General features: G+C 55.3%; 17 protein-coding genes and 3 pseudogenes. 14 read left to right on the forward strand and 6 right to left on the reverse strand.

Translation table 11 applies throughout. From position 1 onward, the window contains the following. Positions 1-3: 3 nt before the first annotated feature. The 7 genes from FQ320_RS19360 to FQ320_RS19390 all read left to right on the forward strand — a co-directional run bounded on the left by FQ320_RS19360 (position 4) and on the right by FQ320_RS19390 (position 7837). A complete protein-coding gene (locus FQ320_RS19360; protein WP_148474981.1) occupies positions 4-918 on the forward strand; it encodes an ABC transporter permease in 915 nt (304 codons plus the stop codon). 3 nt (positions 919-921) lie between these two features. Then, on the forward strand, positions 922-1857 hold the full coding sequence (locus FQ320_RS19365; RefSeq protein WP_148474982.1) for an ABC transporter permease: 936 nt from the start codon (positions 922-924) through the stop codon (positions 1855-1857). Continuing rightward, positions 1850-3481, forward strand: coding sequence for an ABC transporter ATP-binding protein (locus FQ320_RS19370; RefSeq protein ID WP_148474983.1), 1632 nt, complete (start codon positions 1850-1852; stop codon positions 3479-3481). Before FQ320_RS19365 ends, FQ320_RS19370 begins: the two co-directional genes overlap by 8 nt. Next, positions 3478-4449, forward strand: a complete 972-nt coding sequence (locus FQ320_RS19375) for a 2-hydroxyacid dehydrogenase (RefSeq protein WP_148474984.1) — start codon at positions 3478-3480, stop codon at positions 4447-4449. Before FQ320_RS19370 ends, FQ320_RS19375 begins: the two co-directional genes overlap by 4 nt. Continuing rightward, positions 4446-5486, forward strand: coding sequence for a DUF475 domain-containing protein (locus tag FQ320_RS19380; RefSeq protein ID WP_148474985.1), 1041 nt, complete (start codon positions 4446-4448; stop codon positions 5484-5486). The genes FQ320_RS19375 and FQ320_RS19380 overlap by 4 nt, the downstream gene beginning before the upstream one ends. A 49-nt stretch (positions 5487-5535) precedes the next feature. Beyond that, positions 5536-6261 carry a ribonuclease activity regulator RraA gene (locus FQ320_RS19385; protein WP_148474986.1) on the forward strand — a complete coding sequence of 242 codons (726 nt, stop codon included), beginning with the start codon at positions 5536-5538 and terminating at the stop codon, positions 6259-6261. A gap of 61 nt (positions 6262-6322) precedes the next feature. Beyond that, positions 6323-7837, forward strand: coding sequence for an aldehyde dehydrogenase (NADP(+)) (locus FQ320_RS19390; RefSeq protein ID WP_148474987.1), 1515 nt, complete (start codon positions 6323-6325; stop codon positions 7835-7837). Positions 7838-8063: 226 nt separating this feature from the next. On the opposite strand, the pseudogene FQ320_RS19395 reads toward FQ320_RS19390, so the two are convergent. Further along, positions 8064-8499, reverse strand: a pseudogene (locus FQ320_RS19395) (DDE-type integrase/transposase/recombinase); the annotation flags it as partial. 175 nt (positions 8500-8674) lie between these two features. Here FQ320_RS19395 and FQ320_RS19400 point away from each other — a divergent pair. Beyond that, a complete protein-coding gene (locus FQ320_RS19400; protein WP_148474988.1) occupies positions 8675-9601 on the forward strand; it encodes a LysR family transcriptional regulator in 927 nt (308 codons plus the stop codon). Positions 9602-9607: 6 nt separating this feature from the next. Beyond that, positions 9608-9825: pseudogene (locus FQ320_RS26550) on the forward strand (IS110 family transposase); the annotation flags it as partial. A gap of 104 nt (positions 9826-9929) precedes the next feature. Here the strand turns inward: FQ320_RS26550 and FQ320_RS19410 are convergent. The 3 genes from FQ320_RS19410 to FQ320_RS19420 form a co-directional block, all read right to left on the reverse strand. Beyond that, positions 9930-10676 carry an SDR family oxidoreductase gene (locus tag FQ320_RS19410; protein WP_148474989.1) on the reverse strand — a complete coding sequence of 249 codons (747 nt, stop codon included), beginning with the start codon at positions 10674-10676 and terminating at the stop codon, positions 9930-9932. A gap of 136 nt (positions 10677-10812) precedes the next feature. Continuing rightward, positions 10813-11712 carry a LysR family transcriptional regulator gene (locus tag FQ320_RS19415; RefSeq protein WP_148474990.1) on the reverse strand — a complete coding sequence of 300 codons (900 nt, stop codon included), beginning with the start codon at positions 11710-11712 and terminating at the stop codon, positions 10813-10815. Between the two features lie 63 nt (positions 11713-11775). Then, positions 11776-12855, reverse strand: coding sequence for an Ldh family oxidoreductase (locus FQ320_RS19420; protein WP_148474991.1), 1080 nt, complete (start codon positions 12853-12855; stop codon positions 11776-11778). 213 nt (positions 12856-13068) lie between these two features. Between FQ320_RS19420 and FQ320_RS19425 the strand changes: the two genes are divergently transcribed. The 5 genes and pseudogenes from FQ320_RS19425 to FQ320_RS19440 all read left to right on the forward strand — a co-directional run bounded on the left by FQ320_RS19425 (position 13069) and on the right by FQ320_RS19440 (position 18937). Next, a complete protein-coding gene (locus tag FQ320_RS19425; RefSeq protein WP_255509621.1) occupies positions 13069-14631 on the forward strand; it encodes a UxaA family hydrolase in 1563 nt (520 codons plus the stop codon). A gap of 170 nt (positions 14632-14801) precedes the next feature. Next, positions 14802-15677: a DMT family transporter gene (locus FQ320_RS19430; RefSeq protein ID WP_255509622.1), complete on the forward strand. Its 876-nt coding sequence runs from the start codon at positions 14802-14804 to the stop codon at positions 15675-15677. 168 nt (positions 15678-15845) lie between these two features. Further along, positions 15846-16107, forward strand: a pseudogene (locus FQ320_RS26555) (IS3 family transposase); the annotation flags it as partial. 520 nt (positions 16108-16627) lie between these two features. Continuing rightward, a complete protein-coding gene (locus FQ320_RS19435; RefSeq protein WP_187393981.1) occupies positions 16628-17293 on the forward strand; it encodes a glutathione S-transferase family protein in 666 nt (221 codons plus the stop codon). A gap of 282 nt (positions 17294-17575) precedes the next feature. After that, positions 17576-18937 carry an ABC transporter substrate-binding protein gene (locus tag FQ320_RS19440; protein ID WP_255509629.1) on the forward strand — a complete coding sequence of 454 codons (1362 nt, stop codon included), beginning with the start codon at positions 17576-17578 and terminating at the stop codon, positions 18935-18937. Between the two features lie 47 nt (positions 18938-18984). Here the strand turns inward: FQ320_RS19440 and FQ320_RS19445 are convergent, their stop codons facing one another. After that, positions 18985-19968, reverse strand: a complete 984-nt coding sequence (locus FQ320_RS19445; RefSeq protein WP_148474995.1) for an ABC transporter ATP-binding protein — start codon at positions 19966-19968, stop codon at positions 18985-18987. After that, entirely contained in the window at positions 19965-20984 is a 1020-nt protein-coding gene (locus FQ320_RS19450) for an ABC transporter ATP-binding protein (protein WP_148474996.1), read from the reverse strand. The genes FQ320_RS19445 and FQ320_RS19450 overlap by 4 nt, the downstream gene beginning before the upstream one ends. Between the last annotated feature and the right edge of the window lies 1 nt (position 20985).

Here is a 20985-nt window from a genome sequence, read left to right on the forward strand (position 1 = left end):
ATTATGCTGAATTTCCTGGGAAAACGCGCGGTTGCAAGTGGTATTTCTTTTGTCGGGCTGGTCTTGTTGGTTTTCTTTCTTAGCCGACTGACAGGTGACCCGACGAGCTTGTACTTGCCGCTGGACGCGTCGGATGAAATCAAGAACCAGTTCAGGGAAATTCACGGTCTTAATGACCCCTTGGTTGTGCAGTTCTTCAACTATATGGGAGATTTGATTCGTTTCGACTTCGGTGACTCAATCCGGCGTTCGGAACCGGCGATTGACATTGTATTGCGGGGCTTTGGTTGGACCCTGCAACTCGCAGCAATCACGCTGTCATTGGTAATTTTCTTTTCCATTGTACTCGGGTCACTGGCGGCATTTCATGTCGGAGGCGCCTTTGACCGCATCGCAACATTCTTTTCCCTCGTCGGAGCAAGCGCACCGGATTTCTGGGTCGCCATTGTTGCCATTGTCGTTTTTTCCGTGACGCTGGGTTGGGTGCCAACTTCAGGTACCGGTAGCTTTGCCCACTGGATCCTACCCGTCGCTGTACTTTTCATCAGGCCTTTTGGACTTATCGTACAGATTGTCCGTGGTTCGATGATCACGGCGTTGAGTTCAGCCTATGTAAAAACGGCGCGGGCCAAAGGTATCAAGAACCGATCCATCATCTTTGTCCATGCGCTTCGAAATGCTCTGTTGCCGGTCATTACTGTCATCGGAGATCAGGCCGCGGCGTTGCTTAACGGGGCAGTTGTGATCGAGACCATTTTTGGGTTTCCCGGTGTGGGAAAACTCATGATCGACTCGATCCTGCAACGCGATTTCGCGGTTGTGATGGCCGCTATTGTCGTAACAGCGCTGGCAATTTTCCTCATGAACCTCGTGATCGACATCCTCTATTCGATCCTCGATCCCCGCATAAGGTATTGACCCATGGAAAACACACAAAATGGCCAACCCAGTGTTCATGACGGACCTGAAACACATAATCCATACATGCAAACCTTGCGGATGCTTTGGAACGACAAATGGGCATTTATTTCAGTTACGTTCCTATTGATCGTACTGGCCTGCGCCGTGATCGGCCCGTTTTTTCTGGATGATCTTGCGACTAAACAGAACCTGCGTGGTCGCAATGCGCCGCCGTTTGATTTCTCGACGAGCTGGTCGTTCTGGCTTGGCGGGGACGCGCTTGGCCGTCCTTTACTGGCGCGAATTATCGTCGCTGCCCAGAATACGATTTTTGTGGCAGCAGGTGCGGTTTTCTTTTCAATGATCATTGGAACCAGTTTGGGTTTGATTGCTGGTTATACCTCTAAGACATTAAGCCAGGTTATCATGCGCCTTGCCGACGTGATTATGGCATTTCCGTCGCTCTTGCTGGCTGTGATCGTTCTGTTCATGTTGGATAGTTCGGTGTTCAATCTCGTGATCGTTTTGGCGATCACGCGGATTCCTGTCTACTTGCGTACTGCCCGTGCTGAGACCCTCGAAGTTCGCGAACGGATGTTTGTGCAGGCCGCAAAGGTCATGGGCGCGTCAACTCCGAGGATTATTTTTCGCCATATTCTGCCCGTGGTTTTCCCGACCTTGATTACCATCGCGACGCTTGATTTTGCATTCGTAATGCTTGCTGAATCGGCGCTATCGTTTCTAGGTATTGGCATCCAACCGCCCGAAATCACATGGGGCCTGATGGTTGCACAGGGGCGGCCTTATCTGACCACGGCTTGGTGGCTGTCGTTCTGGCCTGGACTGGCCATCATATTGACCACTATGTCGCTCAATCTGGTGTCGAACTGGATGCGGTCCGCCCTTGATCCCGCGCAGCGTTGGCGTCTCGAAAATGTGGGGAAGAAAAGTGGATAACCGTCTTCTTGAAGTCAAAAACCTCTCTGTCGATTTCCATACATCCTACGGGACGGTGCATGCGGTCCGCGATGTCAGTTGGCATCTGGACCGTGGTGAAACACTCGCCATTCTGGGCGAGTCCGGTTCGGGAAAATCAGTGTCTGCTTCGGCAATATTAAACCTGATCGACATGCCTCCGGGCGAGATTACGTCGGGCGAAATTCTTTTCGAGGGTAGGGACGTGCTCAAGATGTTCCCCGAGGAAAGAAGGCAGCTGAATGGTTGCCGTATCGCGATGATTTTTCAGGATCCGTTGAGCCACCTGAACCCCGTCTATTCCATCGGCTTTCAGATCGCCGAGACGATGACAGCGCACGGTCGCAACAAGGGCGAAACGCGGGCGAAAACCATCGAGCTACTTAAGCGCGTGGGCCTCCCTGACGCTGAAACGAAGATAGATGCGTATCCGCACCAGTTTTCTGGCGGCCAACGTCAACGCATTATGATCGCGATGGCCTTGGCGTTAAAGCCCGACATTTTGATTGCCGATGAACCGACAACTGCGCTGGACGTAACTGTACAAGCTCAGATCCTCGCCTTGCTAGAGGAATTGCAGCAAGAAACCGGCATGGGCCTATTACTGATCACCCATGATCTTGGAGTCGTTGCAGAAGTTGCGGATCGTGTCGTCGTAATGAAGTCCGGCGAGATCGTGGAAACCGGAACGGCAAGCGAAGTCTATCACAATCCGCATCATCCCTATACGAAAAAGCTGATCGCCGCGATTCCGGGTGAGGGCGAAATGGCAGAACCACTGAACATCGAAACCAAGCCGGTCCTTGAAATTTCGAAGCTGACCAAACACTACGGTGCGCTGGTCGCGCTGGACAACGTCAGCCTGAAGGTTCTGCCTGGGGAATCCGTCGCAATTGTGGGTGAATCCGGTTCGGGAAAATCCACCTTGGCCAAAACCATTCTGCGCCTCGAAGAGGCCACCAGCGGCACAGCGTTGTTTAATGGACAAGACCTTATCAGCATGGACGCGAAAGATCTTTTCAAAGTGCGTCGTGACATTCAGATGGTGTTTCAGGACCCGACGCAGTCGCTCAACCCACGCATGTCGATATACGATGTCATCTCGGAGGCCTTTGTTATTCATCCGGATATTCTGGACCGACAGCATTGGAAGGCACGGGTTTGTGAACTGTTGGAACAGGTGGGTTTGAAATCAGAGCACATGAACCGCCATCCGCACCAGTTCTCGGGTGGCCAACGGCAGCGCATCGCGATTGCCCGTGCTTTGGCGTTGGAACCCAAACTGATCGTTTGTGACGAAGCGGTTTCCGCGTTGGATGTCTCGATTCAAGCGCAAGTGTTGGCGCTGCTCACCAAATTGCAGTCTGATTTAGGACTGAGCTATCTTTTCATCGCCCATGACCTGCCGCTGGTCCGCGATTTTGCCCATCGCGTGATCGTCATGCAAGGCGGAAAAATCGTCGAACAGGGACCGGTCGGACAAATCTTTGACGCGCCGCGCGAAGACTATACGCGCAACCTGATTGCAGCCAGTTTGAGCCCAGACCCGGTGATACAAGCACAGCGCCGCGCGACGCGCAAAGAGTTGCAAGGTGCCACATCATGAGCAAACCACAGGTCATGGTTATGTCCACCGTTTATCCATCCGCGCTCGCCAATCTTGAGGCGCAGTTCGACCTTTTGCGGTGGGACCAGGCCGAAGATCGCGACGCATTCTTGCGTTCGAACGGCAAGAACTGTCGCGTTGTCATTCTCAACGGGCATGTTCCCCTTGGGGAAAACGAACTGAAACACTTGCCAAGCCTTGAACTGGTCGCCTGCACCTCTGCCGGTTTTGAGGCAATTGACCTAGAACAGCTAAGCCGTGCTGGAATTGCTCTCACGAACGCGTCGCAAGCCCTCAGGGATGACGTGGCTGACGCAGTCTTGATGCTGTTACTCGCGACGTACCGGAATTTGGTGCAATGCGACGCCTATGTCCGCACCGGACAATGGGGGCAAGAGGGGCCATATCCGCTGTTGTCCACCCTCAAAGGAAAGCGCGCCGGAATACTGGGGTTCGGGACAATCGGCCAGGAAATCGCGGCGCGGTTGACGCCGATGAAACTCGAAATCGGGTACTGTGCGCGGAGTCAAAAGGACGTCGGGTTCTCCTATTTCCCAGACGCTAAATCGCTCGCCAAGTGGTGTGACATCCTTATCGTGGTGGTTCCGGGCGGTGAAGACACCCGTCATTTGGTTGGGCGGGACGTTCTGACAGAGTTGGGACCCGAAGGTACGCTGATCAATATCGCCCGTGGAAGCGTCGTGGATGAAGCGGTTCTTATCGAATACCTTAGCACCGGAAAATTGCGCTCCGCTGGATTGGACGTCTTTCAAAATGAGCCACGTCCGAATCCTGCGCTCACAACGTTATCGAACGTGGTTTTGTACCCGCACCATGCCAGCGGCACCGAAGAAACACGTCAGGCAATGGCGCAGCTGGCGGTTGACAACATAGCCGCACATTTTCTGAACGAGCCGCTTCTTACACCGGTCTTAAACTCCAATTTGACGCTCAGGACGCCGAAATGACCCAGACCTTCACATACTTGAGATGGCCATTTCTATTGACCGTCATCGGCTTGGCCTCGTCCTATTGGCTTGGCTACCAGACGACTGGAACGGTGGCCGGCGCAGTGTCGTTTCTGTTGATCGGCGGCATCTTGGCAGTGCTTGAGATTTCGTTGAGTTTCGACAATGCGATTGTGAACGCCAATATTCTCAAAGACATGGATCCCAAGTGGCAGCAAAGATTCCTGACTTGGGGAATTCTGATTGCAGTGTTCGGGATGCGGATTGTCTTCCCGCTCGCCGTGGTGGTCATCGCAGCCAAAATCGGGCCAATCTCCGCGGTTGTCCTGGCTGCGACTGATCCTCAGGAATACGCTCGTATTATGGATGACGCGCATGTCGGCATTTCTGCGTTTGGCGGTACGTTCCTCATGATGGTGGCGCTCTCGTACTTTATGGATCAATCCAAAGAAGTGGACTGGATAGGGTCCATTGAGCGCCGCTTGCGAAGCCTTGCGTCCATCCGCGGGCTTGAGATCGCCGTTGTCTTGTTTGCGGCGTTGATCTTGTCCACCGTCCTTCCCAACGAAGAAAGCGCGACTTTCCTGTTCGCCGCTGTTTGTGGCCTTGTCACGTTTCTAGCTGTTGAATTGGTGGCGCATTTTCTCGACGCGCAAAAGGAGGCGCAGACAATGGCTGCAAAGGGCGGTCTCGGCGCATTTTTGTATCTTGAAGTTCTGGACGCCAGCTTCTCTTTTGATGGAGTCATCGGCGCGTTCGCATTGACGCAGAATCTTTTCCTGATCGCGATTGGTCTCGGGATTGGCGCATTTTATGTCCGGTCTATGACGATCATGTTGGTCGAACAGAAGACGCTTTCAGAGTTCCGCTACCTTGAACATGGCGCATTCTATTCGGTCTTGGCGCTGGCAATGATTATGTATGCGCAATCGCTAGTTCATATCCCGGAAGTCATCACTGGCCTGATCGGTGCGGGTTTGATCAGCTTATCTTTGTTTTCGTCTATTCGGCACAACAAAGCAGAAAAAAAAGCGTGACTGACCCAGCCCGCTAATGGAATTCACATGTCAAAACGAAGGAAGACCGATGTCCAACCTCTCACTTTCAACAGACACTAAAGAACTATTGGAAACCGTTTCGGTGGCAACGATCGCCACAGCACTTTATAAGCGAGGTCTGCGCAATCAGGTCATTCAAGACGTCCATCCTGTTCAGCGAAAGGGTCGCAACATGGTCGGTCCGGCGTTCACGCTTCGCTATATGCCCGCCCGAGAAGACCGCAATCAGTTGGTTGAGTTCAGAAACCCGAAGCACCCCCAGCGCCATGCTGTTGAAATCTGCCCTCCGGGTCATGTGATGGTGATGGATAGTCGTAAATGTGCCCACGCTGCTTCGGCCGGGGATATCTTGATCACACGCTTGATGGTGCGCGGCGCCGCGGGCGTAGTAACCGACGGTGGGTTTCGTGATGCGATGAATATCGGTGAGTTGGAAATGCCCGCTTACCACAATCGCCCGGCCAGCCTAACCAACTTGACCACAAACGAAGCCATCGACATTAACGTGCCAATCGGCTGCGGAGGTGCGCCAGTCTTCCCAGGCGATATCCTGGTGGGTGATGACGACAGCGTCATCGTTATCCCCGCGCATCTGGCAGATGAAATCGCGAAAGAGGCCGTTGAAATGACTGCATTCGAAGACTTTGCTCTGAGTAAAGTGCAGGCGGGCGCGTCGATCATCGGTCTTTATCCGGCGACCAAAGACGAAAGTCTGAAAGAATTCAGTGAGTGGCGTACAAAGAATGGCCGTTAATGGCTAAGCGACGTCAAAGCGCCTGTATAAAAAGCCCAATTTTCGAAAAGTGAGTGCCTAAATGAAATTCGAACCCCACGGAAAACACCTGATTGCCGGTGAATGGAAAGCTGGAAATACGACGTTCACTTCCGAGCCAGCCCATGGTCCAAACTATGATTTTCCGGTCGGAACGCCAGAACTGGTCGATAGCGCGTGCCAAGCGGCTGAAGAAGCTTTTTGGTCCTACGGGTATTCAACCCGCAAGGAACGGGCGGTGTTTTTAAATACGATCGCAGACGAGATTGAGGCACGTGCCGAGGCGATCACCGAGATCGGAAGTCAAGAGACCGGATTGCCAGAAGCCCGCCTTGAGGGCGAGCGAGGGCGCACCACTGGCCAGTTACGCTTGTTTGCAAGCCACATTCTTGCGGGCGACTACCTGGATATTCGCCATGACAAGGAACTGCCGGACCGCGCGCCGATCCCGCGTCCTGACCTTAAGATGATTCAACGCCCGATTGGGCCGGTTGCAGTCTTTGGTGCATCTAATTTTCCGCTCGCATTTTCGACGGCTGGCGGTGACACCGCGTCTGCGTTGGCGGCGGGATGTCCTGTTGTCGTGAAAGGCCACAGCGCCCACCCTGGGACAGGTGAAATTATTGCCGAAGCGATCAAGGCCGCTATCGAAAAATGTGGCGTCCACCCGGGTGTTTTTTCCTTGATACAGGGTGGCAAGCGCGACGTGGGGACAGCGCTCGTGCAGCATCCGCTGATAAACGCAGTGGGCTTCACCGGATCACTAGCTGGCGGTCGGGCATTGTTTGACCTATGTGCCCAACGCCCCGAACCTATTCCGTTCTTCGGCGAACTTGGGTCTGTTAATCCGATGTTCCTTCTGCCTGCTGCAGTTGCGAGCCGCGGCCGCGACTTAGCCGCAGGCTGGGCGGGCTCATTGACGATGGGCGCCGGACAATTCTGCACGAATCCCGGCATCGCCATCCTGATTGACGGCCCGGATGCGGATGCTTTTTCAGAAGCTGTGACGAAGGCGCTGGAAGGGACAGGCCCGCAAACCATGCTGACTGACGGAATTGCGAAGGCTTACCGTGACGGTCGGGACCGCATTTCTGGAGCAAGAGGTGTCAAAGAGTTGCTGACAACGACCTGCAACATGCGCAAGGCAACGCCTTATCTTTACGAAACGACAGGGCAGGGATGGCTTGAAAACGAAGAGCTTGGAGAAGAAGTTTTCGGACCGCTCGGCCTTATCGTTCGCGTTAAAGACCAAGCTGAAATGGTAGAAGTTGCAAAAAACCTGCAAGGGCAACTGACCTGTACGTTGCATATGGATGACGCGGATACCAGCATTGCGAAGAAGTTGATGCCGGTGTTGGAACGAAAGGCGGGTCGCGTTCTTGCCAATGGTTTTCCAACTGGTGTCGAAGTTTGCGATGCAATGGTCCATGGTGGCCCATATCCCGCGTCGACCAATTTTGGTGCGACGTCTGTTGGGACGCTCGCTATCCGTCGATTTTTAAGGCCGGTTTGTTATCAGAACGTTCCCACCTCGTTATTGCCGGAAAATATCGAATGAGCGCGTGAGGCGGTCGCTCAACTCAACGGTCTTATAAGTACGGACTTCCTTCTGCAGATGAACGTGAACACGTAACTCTGCAGAAGGTCTAACCGTCATACAACCGAATCCACGGAACTCTCGAATGATTGATCTCTACACTTGGCCCACGCCGAATTGCCGCAAGGTTTAGATCGGTTTTGCCAATTTGATTGCCCCAGACTGTGAAGGGTTGGCAGAGGCTGGATTATGCGGCCATTTCGGCGGTGTAGCCAACCCAGAGGCTGAAAACATCGGAGCGGGCGTGGCGGTATGAGGCTGCTGAAAGTTAGTAGTGCGGACAGAAACCTCTGAGCCTGCCGGTGGGATTTGAACTTGCCGAAGATATTCTCTCGCTTTCGGGACGACCGGTGCGAAACCTCGATTGCGTTGATCAGACCCTTGTGGGCCCGGTGATCCGCACATGGGGCTAACGTCTTGATTGGCTTGACGTAGCTGCGCAAATTGTCTGTGATTACAACGCGCGGCTCGCCGAACCTTGCGACCAATCTTTTGAAGAACCGTTTTGCTGCTTTTGCATTCCGGCGCGTTTGCACGAGGATATCAAGCACATCTCCGTCAGCACCGATTGCGCGCCACAGCCAATGTTTCTGGCCACGGATCGTGAGTACTACCTCGTTAAGGCACGCGATCTCGGTGAGTGGGTCAAAGATCGATCCAAGCTGGTGAAGCGTGGTGATCGTGGTAGTGTCTTCCATAGGCGTATCGCTCCTTTCGGAGGTCTGGCAGGCTTCAGCACCCGCCACGATACGCCGCCTTCTCAGGCCGCATCACCCATAGCTCTAAGATAGGACAACCATGGCGCAAGGACAGTTCGAATTCTTCCAGATGAGGTGCTTCGTGGCGGTCGCAGAAGCGTTAAGCTTTCGACGAGCCGCCGAGCAATTGAATATGACACAACCGCCTTTATCACGGCAGATAAAAATCCTGGAAGAACGTGTAAACCTGAAGCTGCTTGAGCGTAGCACCAGACACGTTCGTCTAACGCCTGCCGGTGAAAATTTTTATCGAAGTGCTGTCGATATTATTCAGCGATCTGAACATGCTGTATTGAATGCGCGTCAAGCTGAACGCGGTGAAACTGGCAGCATTGCCTTTGGCTTCGTGCCCTCTGCAGCATTTAAGTTCATGCCTCTTATTGTGCTACGGATGGCTGCAGAAATGCCTCAAGTCGCGCTCAGTCCGATCGAAATGATGGGGTATGAAGTAATCGAAGCACAACGATCCGGTCGAATTGATCTAGGGTTAACCAGAATGGAGAAGCCAAGAGATGAAATTGAGTGGACAAAAGCCGTTAGCGAGCCATTCGTTTTGGCCATACCAAAGCAGCATGCACTGGCAAGAAAGCCAGATTTATCAATTTCGGATTTTGACGGCGAACCATACATCTCGTTTGCAAAAGACCGAGGCGGATATCTGAAGGAAACCGTTAACGCGATGTTTAAAGCCTGCAATTTCGTGCCTGAGACGCGACTAGGGGCCAGTCAAACTCATGCGGTGATAAGCCTTGTGAATCACGGTCTGGGGTTTGCGATTGTGCCGCGTTCTGCGCAGGTCATTCAAATGGAAAACACGCAATATCGCGATATTGACCTGCCAACGCAGTTTCGCTCGGACATGTTTCTTGTCTCACGATCCGGGCAAAATTCAGTTGTGATTGCCCGAGTCAAACATCTTATTCTCGATGTCCTCAGCCAATTCAGGCTGCCTGATAAAACGCTGTGAAATCTCTTCCATGATCCGATGGTGACCGGCACGACCGACATATCCAAGACCCACCAGATTTCCTCACGCTCGAAGACCGAGTTGTAGCACCGCATCCTGACGCACGACCTTCTGGTATATTCCCCGAGGCGGAGAGATTCCATCGCAACTCCCGCCCCGACTGGTTTTTGCCATTCCTGGAAAAGTACCCGACACCGCACATGATCTCGGCTATGAGCCGGGATGGATCAGCACGGTCGCGCCCCGTCCCAAATTTCCCTCAGAACCGATCTGGCCATGAAAAAACGCAGATCCCCGAGGGTATATGTGATCATCCGGGACGGAACATCTAACCACGTCCGGCAAAAGGCATCTTTGTCGCCATCACAGTAACGAACAGCGCGTTCGCCGATGGTGGCATAGCGGCCATAAAGGACAAAGTGCGTGCCACATCCTGAACATCCATTCGCGGCTCCGGCATAAGTGTTCCATCCGGTTGAAGAACCCCGTTCTTCATACGTTCCGTCATTTCACTTGCTGCATTGCCGATGTTAATCTGCCCGCAGGCGATGTCATGCTTGCGTCCGTCCAACGCCAACGATTTCGTCAGCCCAGTGATTGCGTGTTTGGTCGCCGTATACGGCGCTGACAGAGGCCGCGGAACATGGGCGGAAATGGAACCATTGTTTACGATTCGCCCGCCACGAGGGTCTTGCCGTTTCATCAGCGCAAAGGCTGCGCGAGCGCAAAGAAAAGACCCTGTCAAATTAGTTCCAATGATGTCGTTCCATGTTTCGACCGGCAGGTCGTCGATGTCCACGGCTGGGCCATTGCGACCCGCATTGTTAAACAGAAAATCCAGGCGTCCATACCTATCGTCAATCTGGGCGAACAGGTTCTTCACATCCTCCTCGCGTCCGACATCGGCAGCGAACGCCAAGTGTCCTTGCCCGTCCAAAGTGTCCAGCGTCTGATCGAGTGCGGCTTGACGTCTGCCGCTAAGCACCACCTTAAATCCATCGGTCGCCAAGGCCTGTGCACAGGCCCGTCCAATCCCGCTGCCGCCTCCGGTGATAAGTGCAATTCTTTCTTTCATTTCAATCTCCGCTCATTCCTGTTTGGCCGAAGCACATTAGATTCGCATGGTCGCGCCAAATTACCGCTTGCTCATTCGCTTCGGCAAATGAGAAATTTAACCCACGTATCCTGGACTGGTCATCTGTTGTAAGACTTCATTGTTCCGCACCGAAGGCGCCGCAGATCATTTCAAAAACCTGTCGCACTGCCGGATCATCCTTCCGATCTTCGCTCATTACTATGTGATAATCCGCCGTCGCCTCCGGTGGCAGCTCAATAGAGCGGATCACCACGTTCTCAAGCCTGAGTTGGCGCAGCCCGTCCGGCACCAGCGCCATGCCATACCCCGCATTGACAAGGGCAAGCATTGAGATCCCTTGCCCTAAATGCTGGATGACATTGGGGCGCACGCCTTTTGCTGCGAACATCGGATTCAAAAGTTCATATCCATACCGGCCGTGGCCCGGTGAATACATCAGTAAATTCTGATCATCCAAGTCCTGGATCGTTATATCTTCGCGGGTCGCAAAGGGATGGTCGCAATGGACTGCCAGTCGGTAGGGTTCCCGCAACAGAAGCTTCTGCTCGCCTGGCAACTTGTTGTCAGGTCGGCGCAGAATTCCGATGTCCATCCGGCCGGTCCGAAGCCGTTCGATCTGTTCACCCGTCATCATTTCGTTCAGCACGATCCGGATATTTGGCAATTCCTTGGCCAGCTTTGTCGCGATGATGGGCACGATGGGCACGGCAGCGATCGGGATGAAGGCAATACTGACATTGCCCAGATGACCACTTGCAACGGAACGGGCGATCACTTTAGCATCCTCGGCACGGCGCAATAGGTCACGTGCTTCGAAGTAGAATCTCTCACCGGCAGCGGTCAAACGGATCGAACGTCGTGTTCGATCAAACAGCTGGACACCAAGCTGACGTTCCAACACTTGCACCTGCCGACTGACGGGCGGCTGCGTCATGTTCAATCGCTCGGCCGCCCTGTGAAAGTTCATTTCTGAAGCAACCGCGACGAAACATCGAAGCTGGTGTAGTTCAAACATTGCCAGAAATCCTTGCCTCCGGTTGTCTAAAGATTGTGGCGCATTCTGACCCGCGTATAGCTCTCAAATGTCACATAGTCGTTGAACCACAGGGTCGGGTAGTTTGACGCCCGTCTGTTCCGCCGCGGCCGCAAGCCCCTGCATTATTTGACCGGACAAATCGACGCCGTTTTTCAGCGCCGCCCGCCGTCGGGCCAGTGCGTTTTCACCGGGCACGCGAACCTTATCCACCCCCGCACGGGGATGGTTGTTTTGGCACAGTTTCACCAGATGGTCGGTTGTGCGCGTGAACGCGTCTTTGCCGGCAAAGGCGCGTGGGTCGAAAACCTGAAGAAAGCCCGTAGTGTAGGTGCCTGTCTGTTCGTCATTGCGCCCTATGCCGGAGAACCCCTGAGTCAGCGCCTCGACCATCAACCCAAGCGCATATCCCTTGTGCCCGTGATCCAGCCCACCAATCGGCAGCAGAGTGCCGCCGTCCAACAGCGCATTAGGGTCGTCGCTGGGGTTTCCATCAACATCCAACGCCCACTGCCCCGGAAATCGTTGTCCTGCGGCGGCGTATTGCAGCGACTTGTTACGCGTCGTGATCGAGGCTGAAATGTCCAAAAGGATCGGATCGCCGGATGTGGGAATGCCGGCGGCGATGGGGTTCGGTGTCATGACTCCCACCGTGCCGCCAAAGGGGGCAACCCCGTTGGACGATAGCGTCGAAGAAGAAAGAACCGCCATCATTCCTTGTTGCGTTGCCTGTACCAGATACACGGCCAGCGCACCCATGTGGTAGCTGTCAGTGATTGAAACGGTGCTGCACCCGAACGTCTTAGCCCGTTCAATGGCAAGATCCATGGCCCGCTTTAACACCGTTGCGCCGGGCAACCTGTGGCAAGTCCACGTGGCGCAGGCCCCCATATCCGCCAGCACTTCAATCTCCCCGTCCTTGGCCATCCCTCCAGACTCAAGCGATTTCAAATACATCGGGACAAGGGCGACGCCATGTGTTGCATGACCCATCATATCGGCCTCAATTAAGACCTCAGCGACATCAGCCGCTAAATCGTCGCGCAATCCGGCAGCAACAAACACACTGCGAATGAAGTGTTCTAGCTTCGGTTGGGCGATGCGGGTTGGCGGGACTCCGGTCATGCAATTCCTCCTTGGTTGGGCCAAGTATCAAGGGTTGTCTCTCAATGGTCGAGCGACAATCGGTATCAGCACCACCCCAAACGATACTACTTGGGTATCAAATGGTTGAAACCTAGCATTGGACACTGGTGCCTGCGGATAGGAGTTTGCAAGGAGAGCCGCCTGCTAAGAAATCCAGGGCGGAACCGCCAACTGCCCAAGCCCGCTTGGTCAATGACCGTTGAGGAACCACACATGCAAAATGACGCCCCCACCATTCAGCAAGGCACATCTCCACTCATTCGCCTTCATCCCAACGACAGTGTGGCGATTGCGCGGGTATCAATTTCTGCTCAAACCGACCTCGGGCAAGGGCTAATCGCACAGGACCGGATCCCCGCAGGCCACAAGATCGCATTGGAAGCCATGCCCAAGGGGGGCCATGTCCTGCGCTACGGCGAAGTCATCGGGAGCACAACGCAAGACATTCTTCGGGGCGGACATGTCCACAGCCATAACTTGGCGATTGGTTCACTAGAACGCGAATATGCCTACGCAACCTCGCAGACCCCCCTGACAAAGCCGCAATGCGACCGTGAATTCATGGGTTATGTACGCCCGAACGGTGACGTCGGGACCAGAAACTACATCGGTATCCTGACCACGGTGAACTGCTCGGCTCGCGTGGCCCGTGCGATTGCCCGCCAATTTGAAAAAGACCCTTTTTCGGAACATGACCCGTTGGCGGAGTACCCGAACGTGGATGGTGTCGTTGCATTGACCCACAAAACCGGCTGCGGCATGTCTGCCGAAGGACCATTGCGGATCCTGCGGCGTGTGATCGAGGGGTATGCGACCCATCCTAACATCAGCCATGTGATCGTGATCGGACTCGGCTGCGAAGTGAACCAGATCAGTGGCATCCTGAAAGGCAATGAGGCCGTCCGCCGGATGACGATCCAGAATAATGGCGGGACCCGAAAGACTGTTGAAAGTGGGATCGATTTTGTCAAAAGCGTGCTGGACGAAGCGAATGCAATCCAGCGGACCCCGGTTCCGGCCTCAGCCTTGAAACTGGCATTGATTTGCGGTGGCTCCGACGGGTATTCAGGAATCTCGGCGAACCCCGCCCTCGGCAAAGCGAGCGATCTGATCGTGCAGCAGGGCGGCACAGTGATCTTATCGGAAACTCCCGAGACCTGGGGCGCTGAACATCTCTTGACCCGCCGCGCCACGACCCGGGACGTCGGCGAAAAATTGGTGGAACGGATTCAATGGTGGCGCGACTATGCTGATCTGCACGGCGTTTCGTTGGACGCCAACCCATCACCCGGCAACAAAGCGGGGGGGCTGACCACCATCCTTGAAAAATCGCTGGGGGCGTTGGCTAAGGGCGGCGGGACGCGCCTTGCCGAAGTGATTGAATATGCCGAGAAGCCGTCGAGGGCGGGTCTGATCTTCATGGATGCGCCGGGCTACGATCCGGTCCAAGTGACTGGCCAGATCGCAGGCGGGGCCAACCTTGTGGCCTTTACAACCGGACGGGGAAGCGTCTTTGGCTCCAAACCTGCGCCGACGGTCAAGCTGGCCACGAATACACTTATGTACCAGCACATGTTGGAAGACATGGATATCAACTGCGGCACGATCCTTGATGGAATCGAGACCATAGAACAATGTGGCGCCCGAATCTTTGAGACGCTGCTGGCCGTGGCGGGCGGCGAGCGGTCGAAGAGTGAAGCGTTGGATTTTGGTGATGACGAATTCGCGCCTTGGACGATAGGCCCCGTTATATGAGAGAAATAGGCGCGGTCCACGACAATGCCGTCTGGCTGCAACACACATTCGGCAACCTTCCCCCGGCACCAAAAAGCACTATTCCATCGAACCATAGGTTAGCCTCGCAATAACCTTTCGACGAAAAAAGCCGATTGGGATCAATCGGAACAGATGCTTCTGGGGGCAAGGTGAATCCGGTTTCCACAACCAACAGGTCAGCCTTCACCGGCGTCGCACTTATGGTGATCGTTGCCGCGACGTCGGCGATCGACGCTGTGATCGTGCGCGCAGTGTCGCCAGACGTTCATCCATTCGTCATTGGCTTCACCCGATCGCTTTTCGGCCTCCTGATCGTACTGCCCTTGATCTGGATTCGCCCCAGCGTCCTTCGATCCAATTACAGCATCCGTCATGTTGTGCGTGCAACGTTGAAGCTGGCCTCTCTCGTTGCATTTTTCGCGGCCTTCGCCCGCGCTCCCTTGGCCGACGTGACCGCCATTGCCTTCACGGCTCCGATCTTTGTCACCATCGGCGCATGGGTGTTTCTTTCCGAACAGCCTCGCAAAATCCGGATCATTGCGGCTATCATCGGCTTTTTCGGTGTACTTCTGGTCCTGAAACCCGGCCAAAACTCGACTTTGCCGGTTGGGTTGCTGTTCGCGCTCCTCGGCTCGTTTCTTGCGGCGGTTATACAGTTGCTTCTGAAACCGATGGTGGGCCGCGACTCTGCTCAGACGCTGGTTGTCTGGAACCTTGCAGTAACGGCGCCAATCGCCGCCATCCCCGCTTTCTTCTTTTGGTCGATGCCGACCGCTGAGCAATGGTTTCTGCTGACCGTGCAGGGTGTGTTGGGGGCGATCAGCATGGCGCTCGTCACTTACGCCTTTTCGCTTGCGGAGGCTTCGCTCCTGGCCCCGATAGAATTTTTGCGCCTGCCGCTTGTCGCCGTCCTAGCTTATCTGATATTTGGCCAAACCGTCGACTGGAATTCGTGGGCAGGCGCCGCCGTCATCTTTTCCGCAACGCTAATAATGGCGTCGAGTGCGCGCTATCCGCGGACTTAAGTTCTTATTGAAAGATGCTGCGCAACATTCGAATATGCTATCGCTTCGCCCAAAGCGCTTTGCATTTGATCTGAATCGAAGCATCAGCGCGGTGCAGATGGCCTCTGCATCGTTCTGCTGCGTCACACCCGCAGCGTTACCGAAGGCGGGATAGACATACATCCCATTAAATGGCGGGCGAAGTATGGCGGGATGGATGCGTCGCTGATCTCGCGGATGAAAGCGCTGGATGAAGAGAACAAGCGTCTAAAGAAAATTTACGGCGAGAAGAGCATGCAAAACGATCTGCTGAAGGAGCCCCTGGAAAAAAGTGGTAAGGCCGTCTCGGCGCAAAGAGATCGCCCAATGGGCCGTGCAATACAAATCCGCCAGTATCCGGTTTGCGTGCCGGACGTTCAACATCAGCGGGACCTGCTATCGGTTTCAGCCGAGGTATTGCTTGTCCGTTCGCCCCAATCTCGGCGCAAAGTTGTAGGTCCGCCCTTGCGCGCGTGGCGTCGAAGGTTTCAATGGTGTCACCCAGGATCAACGGCAGCGACCCGGCATCGCGGACGACGCTGCGCTATTCCACGAGGCGCGGCGAAAAGGCTATCTGACCGATCCTCACGGTAGTCGTCTGTTCAAATGGCACAGTGCTGCCGTCGTGTGGGGCACTGACAAGCTTTTCGCAGTTGGCTTGGAACCAGGCGTCAACACCTATCCAAGCGCGGTCGATGCTTCGCAACATGCAACTGGGCCGCTCAGCCGCCAGACAACGCAGGCCCCTATAATAAAGCAAAGGCCAAGCATCATGTGACTTGCTGCGGCTTAGACCATTGCTACAATCCACCATGGATTCGAAAGCGAAAAATGTTGGGTCTCAGACACGTCCATCGGCGAGCAAGCGAGCCATACCAGAGAAATATTTCTCAAACACGATCGCGGTTTCGAGTAGATTGCGGCCAAACGGAATGAAAGCATCGGAAGATTTTTTGCAACAAGAACGGGACCTAAAGGCATGGCTCTGGGCCACCCCGAATTCAAACCGCATCTCAATTTTATTTGAGGAGCTTGGTTTAGATTACGCGGTGGTGCCAATAAATATCCGACGCGGAGAGCAACATGCCCCCGACGTTGTAGCCCGCAATCCCTATGGCAAAGTTCCGATTGTGTCTTGGAATGATGCTTCAGGTGAACGCGTGTTGTTCGAATCCGGTGCAATTCTTCTGGATTTTGCGCAACGGCACGGGCGTTTTTTGCCTGAAACCGGACAGGCACTCAGCGAAACGCTAGCATGGCTGATGGTGGCGCTGACTGGGCTTGGCCCCGCGATGGGACAGGCGCATCACTGGACGGACCTCGCGCCGTCCAAGCCCGAAGAAGCGCGCGCGCATAGTGTTGGATTGGTGCGGCGAGCCTATATCGTCTTGGAAAAACGCCTATCCGAGGTGCAATATTTGGGCGGCGCGTATTCCATCGCGGACATTGCCGCTTTTCCGTGGATTTCCCGTTCGAATTGGGCGACGCTCAAGCTACAAGATTTTCCACATCTGGCTCGCTGGCACGACCGTGTCGCAAGCCGTCCCGCCGTGGTTATCGGCATGTCAAAACCTGAGGGTGCGGTTTTACAAGACTGATCCGTGCCCTCAAAAAACTGCAACAATAAGGATGATGAGATGACCCCATTGAGAACGCTGAAATGTGGGTTTGCTGGCGCGGTACTTGCCTGTTTGATGCTGTCGGCGCCCGCCTCGGCGCAGACGGCTGTGCCGGAGAACCGCGTGCTGCGGGTTGTACCTTATGCCGATTTGCAATCGCTGGACCCTATTGTGACCACCGTGGGCATCGTGCAACGCCATGCGACAATGGTCTACGATGTGCTGTTCGCGCGCGATGAGGATCAAGACCCGAAGCCGCAAATGGTCGATACCTGGACCGAATCTGAAGACGGGCTGACTTGGACATTCGTTCTGCGCGATGGATTGGCCTTCCATGACGGCGCGCCGGTCACGGCGGAGGATGTGGTTGCCTCGATGACCCGCTGGGCGGCAAAAGATAGCTTCGGCCGCCAAATCTGGAGCCGGACTGCCACGTTGGCGGCCAGCGACGACAAGACAATCGTCTGGACCCTGACCAAACCTTACGGCCTGATGCTGTATGCCTTGTCCAAACCCAGCGGCAGCTTGGCGGTTATCATGCCCAAGCGTCTGGCCGAGACACCGGTGGATGTCGCGGTGACGGAAGTGATCGGGTCCGGCCCGTTTGAATTTGTAGCCGATGAATGGGTGCCTGGCTCGAAGGTCGTTTACAAGCGCAATGAGAATTATGTCCCGCGCGATGAGCCCGCAAACGGCGCCAGCGGCGGCAAGGTGGTCAATGTTGACCGCGTCGAATGGTTGAACATCCGCGATCAGCAATCGGCGATCCTCGCACTCCAAAATGGAGAGGTCGATTATCTTGAATCTCCCGGCACCGACTTCTTGCCGATTTTGCGCGCCGCAGGGATGGAAATCCGCCGCACCGATAAACTCGGCTCGCAGGGGATGGTCCGGATGAACCACATTCATCCGCCATTCGATGATATTCGTGCGCGGCGCGCGTTGCTTTATCTCGTAGATCAGAACGAATTTTTGACGACGATGTTCAGCGATCCAGAGCTTTACGAAACCTGTAGCGCGTTCTTTGTGTGCGGCGCGCCACTGGGCAGCGATGCAGGCGTTGAAGCCGATTTTGGCAAGGACAAAGAAAAGGCCAAGGCGCTCTTTGCCGAGGCTGGTTACAACGGCGAGACGATCGTCATCTTGCATCCGACCGATGTGCAAACGATGAACTCCTCAACGCTGGTTCTCGCGGAAGAACTGCGGTCGATTGGCGTCAATGTTGAATTGCAGACACTCGATTATGCAGCGATGTCGGCTCGCCGTGCAAGCCGCGCTGTCCCTTCCGAGGGTGGCTGGCATATCGGCCTAACCTATTGGCCGGGACTGTTGATTTCTGATCCCGTCGGCAACACGCCGCTGCAGGCGAGCTGTGACGATGCTTGGCCGGGTTGGCCCTGCAATGACGAGATGCAGGCCCTGATCAATAAGTTCCCCGATGCCGCGACGCCCGAGGCGCGCCAGACGCTTGCTGACGAAATTCAGGTCATGGCGTACAACGATGTGGTGCCCTACGTCCCGTTCGGTCAGTGGTTCGTGCCTGTCGCACATTCGCCAAAGCTCAGCGGCGTTCTGGGAATGCCCGGCACGATGATCCTCTGGAACATCGCTAAATCGGAATAATCTTTTGGGCCGGCCTCCTATCGAGGGCGGCCCAATTCGTTACGCGCTTACTCTGCGAAGTGGCAGGCAGTGCTATGCGTGCCGACAGCCGCAGATACAGGCCGCAATGGCGGTTCTTCCTTGGCGCAAATCGACTGGACGATGGGGCATCGCGTGCGGAACCGACAGCCCGAAGGCGGATTGATCGGGCTGGGCAAATCGCCCTTCAGGATAATTTTATCGCGGCGCACGTCCGTATCTGCGACTGGCACAGCTGACAGCAACGCTTGCGTATAGGGATGGCGAGGCCGCGCGAACAGGCTACGCTTTTCCGCGATTTCGACGATCTTTCCCAAATACATCACGGCGACGCGATCGCTGATATGTTCAACCACCGCCAAATCATGCGCGATAAACAGATAGGCGATGCCAAATTCCTGCTGCAACCGGATCAAAAGGTTGATCACCTGAGCCTGCACCGAAACGTCAAGCGCCGATACCGGCTCGTCCAAAACGATCAGTTTCGGGTTCAGACCAAGCGCGCGCGCAATGCCGATGCGCTGGCGCTGACCACCGGAAAACTCATGCGGGAAACGGTCAATTTGATCGGGGCGCAGACCAACGCGTTCAATCAACTCGGCGACCCGCGCGCGCCGCTCCACCGGATCCGTCATGCCGAAATTCAGTAACGGCTCGCCCACGGCTTGCGCGACCGTCATCCGTGGATTCAGCGAGGCAAACGGGTCTTGGAAGACAAACTGCACATCTTTGCGAAGGCTGCGAAACGCGCCGCGGCTCAGGGTGGTGATGGGCGCGCCGTTCAAATTAATGGTGCCCGCCGTGGCATCCTCAAGCCGCACAATACTGCGCCCGACGGTGGATTTCCCGCAACCGGATTCGCCGACAAGGCCCAGTGTCTCACCCGCCGCGATATCTAAACTGATCCCGTCCACCGCATGCACGGATTGTGCGGGGGCGCGCTTCAGCCATTCCATGGCGCTACGCCGAACCGGAAAATGCTTTTTCAGATCTTGGATTTGCAGCAATGTCATAGCGCACCTTCCCGCAGCTTTGCAGCCATCGCGGGCACGTCTTTGGTCCGCCAGCACGCGCTGACATGGCTAGGGCCAACCTCAACCGCTGGAGGCAATTCGCGCCGGCATTGGTCCACGGCCAACGGGCAGCGGGGCGCGAAAGCGCAGGAGGTTTGCGCCGAACGAACCAGCGGCACAGTTCCTGGAATTTCCGCAAGCGATTGGCGCGGCCCTTCATTCAGGCTTGATCCAAGCTTCGGCACGGCCGCCAACAAGCCAACCGTGTAGGGATGTCGAGGATGGCGAAGCACGTCGGCCACCGCACCTTGCTCGACCATCCGGCCCGCATACATCACCACCACGCGCGCCGCCATCTCTGCCACAACGCCCAGGTCATGCGTGATCAGCAGCGTCGCCATTCCAAGACGCGCCGATAGATCCCGCAAAATCTCCAAAATTTGTGCTTGGATTGTGACGTCTAGTGCCGTTGTCGGCTCATCCGCGATCAACAGTTTCGGATCGCATGCCAGCGCGATTGCGATCATCACCCGTTGCCGCATACCGCCCGACAGCTCATGCGGATATTGCGTCAACCGCCGCTCTGCCTCGGGGAATTGCACAAGCTCCAGCATTTCCAACGACCGGGCGCGAACATCGGATTTGTTCAGCTTCATATGTAGGCGCACCGTCTCACCGATCTGGCGCTGAATGGTGAGCGCGGGATTCAGGCTGGTCATCGGCTCTTGGAAAATCATCGCGATGTCACGGCCGCGCACTTTGCGCATATCCGCTTCGCTGAGGCCCGCCAAATCACGCCCTTCAAAGCGGATATGCCCTCCCGTTATCCGTCCGTGGGGTTCGGGCAAGAGACGCATCGTTGACAGCGCCGTTACGCTTTTGCCGCACCCGGATTCGCCGACAATGGCGAGTGTTTCGCCACGCTCGACCTGTAACGAGAGCCGGTCAACGGCCAAAACCTCGCCTTGGCGGCTGGTGAACGCGGTGGAGAGGGTTTCGATTTCTAACAATGCCATA

The sequence above is a fragment of the Oceaniovalibus sp. ACAM 378 genome (assembly GCF_008085915.1).
Lineage (GTDB): Bacteria > Pseudomonadota > Alphaproteobacteria > Rhodobacterales > Rhodobacteraceae > Oceaniglobus.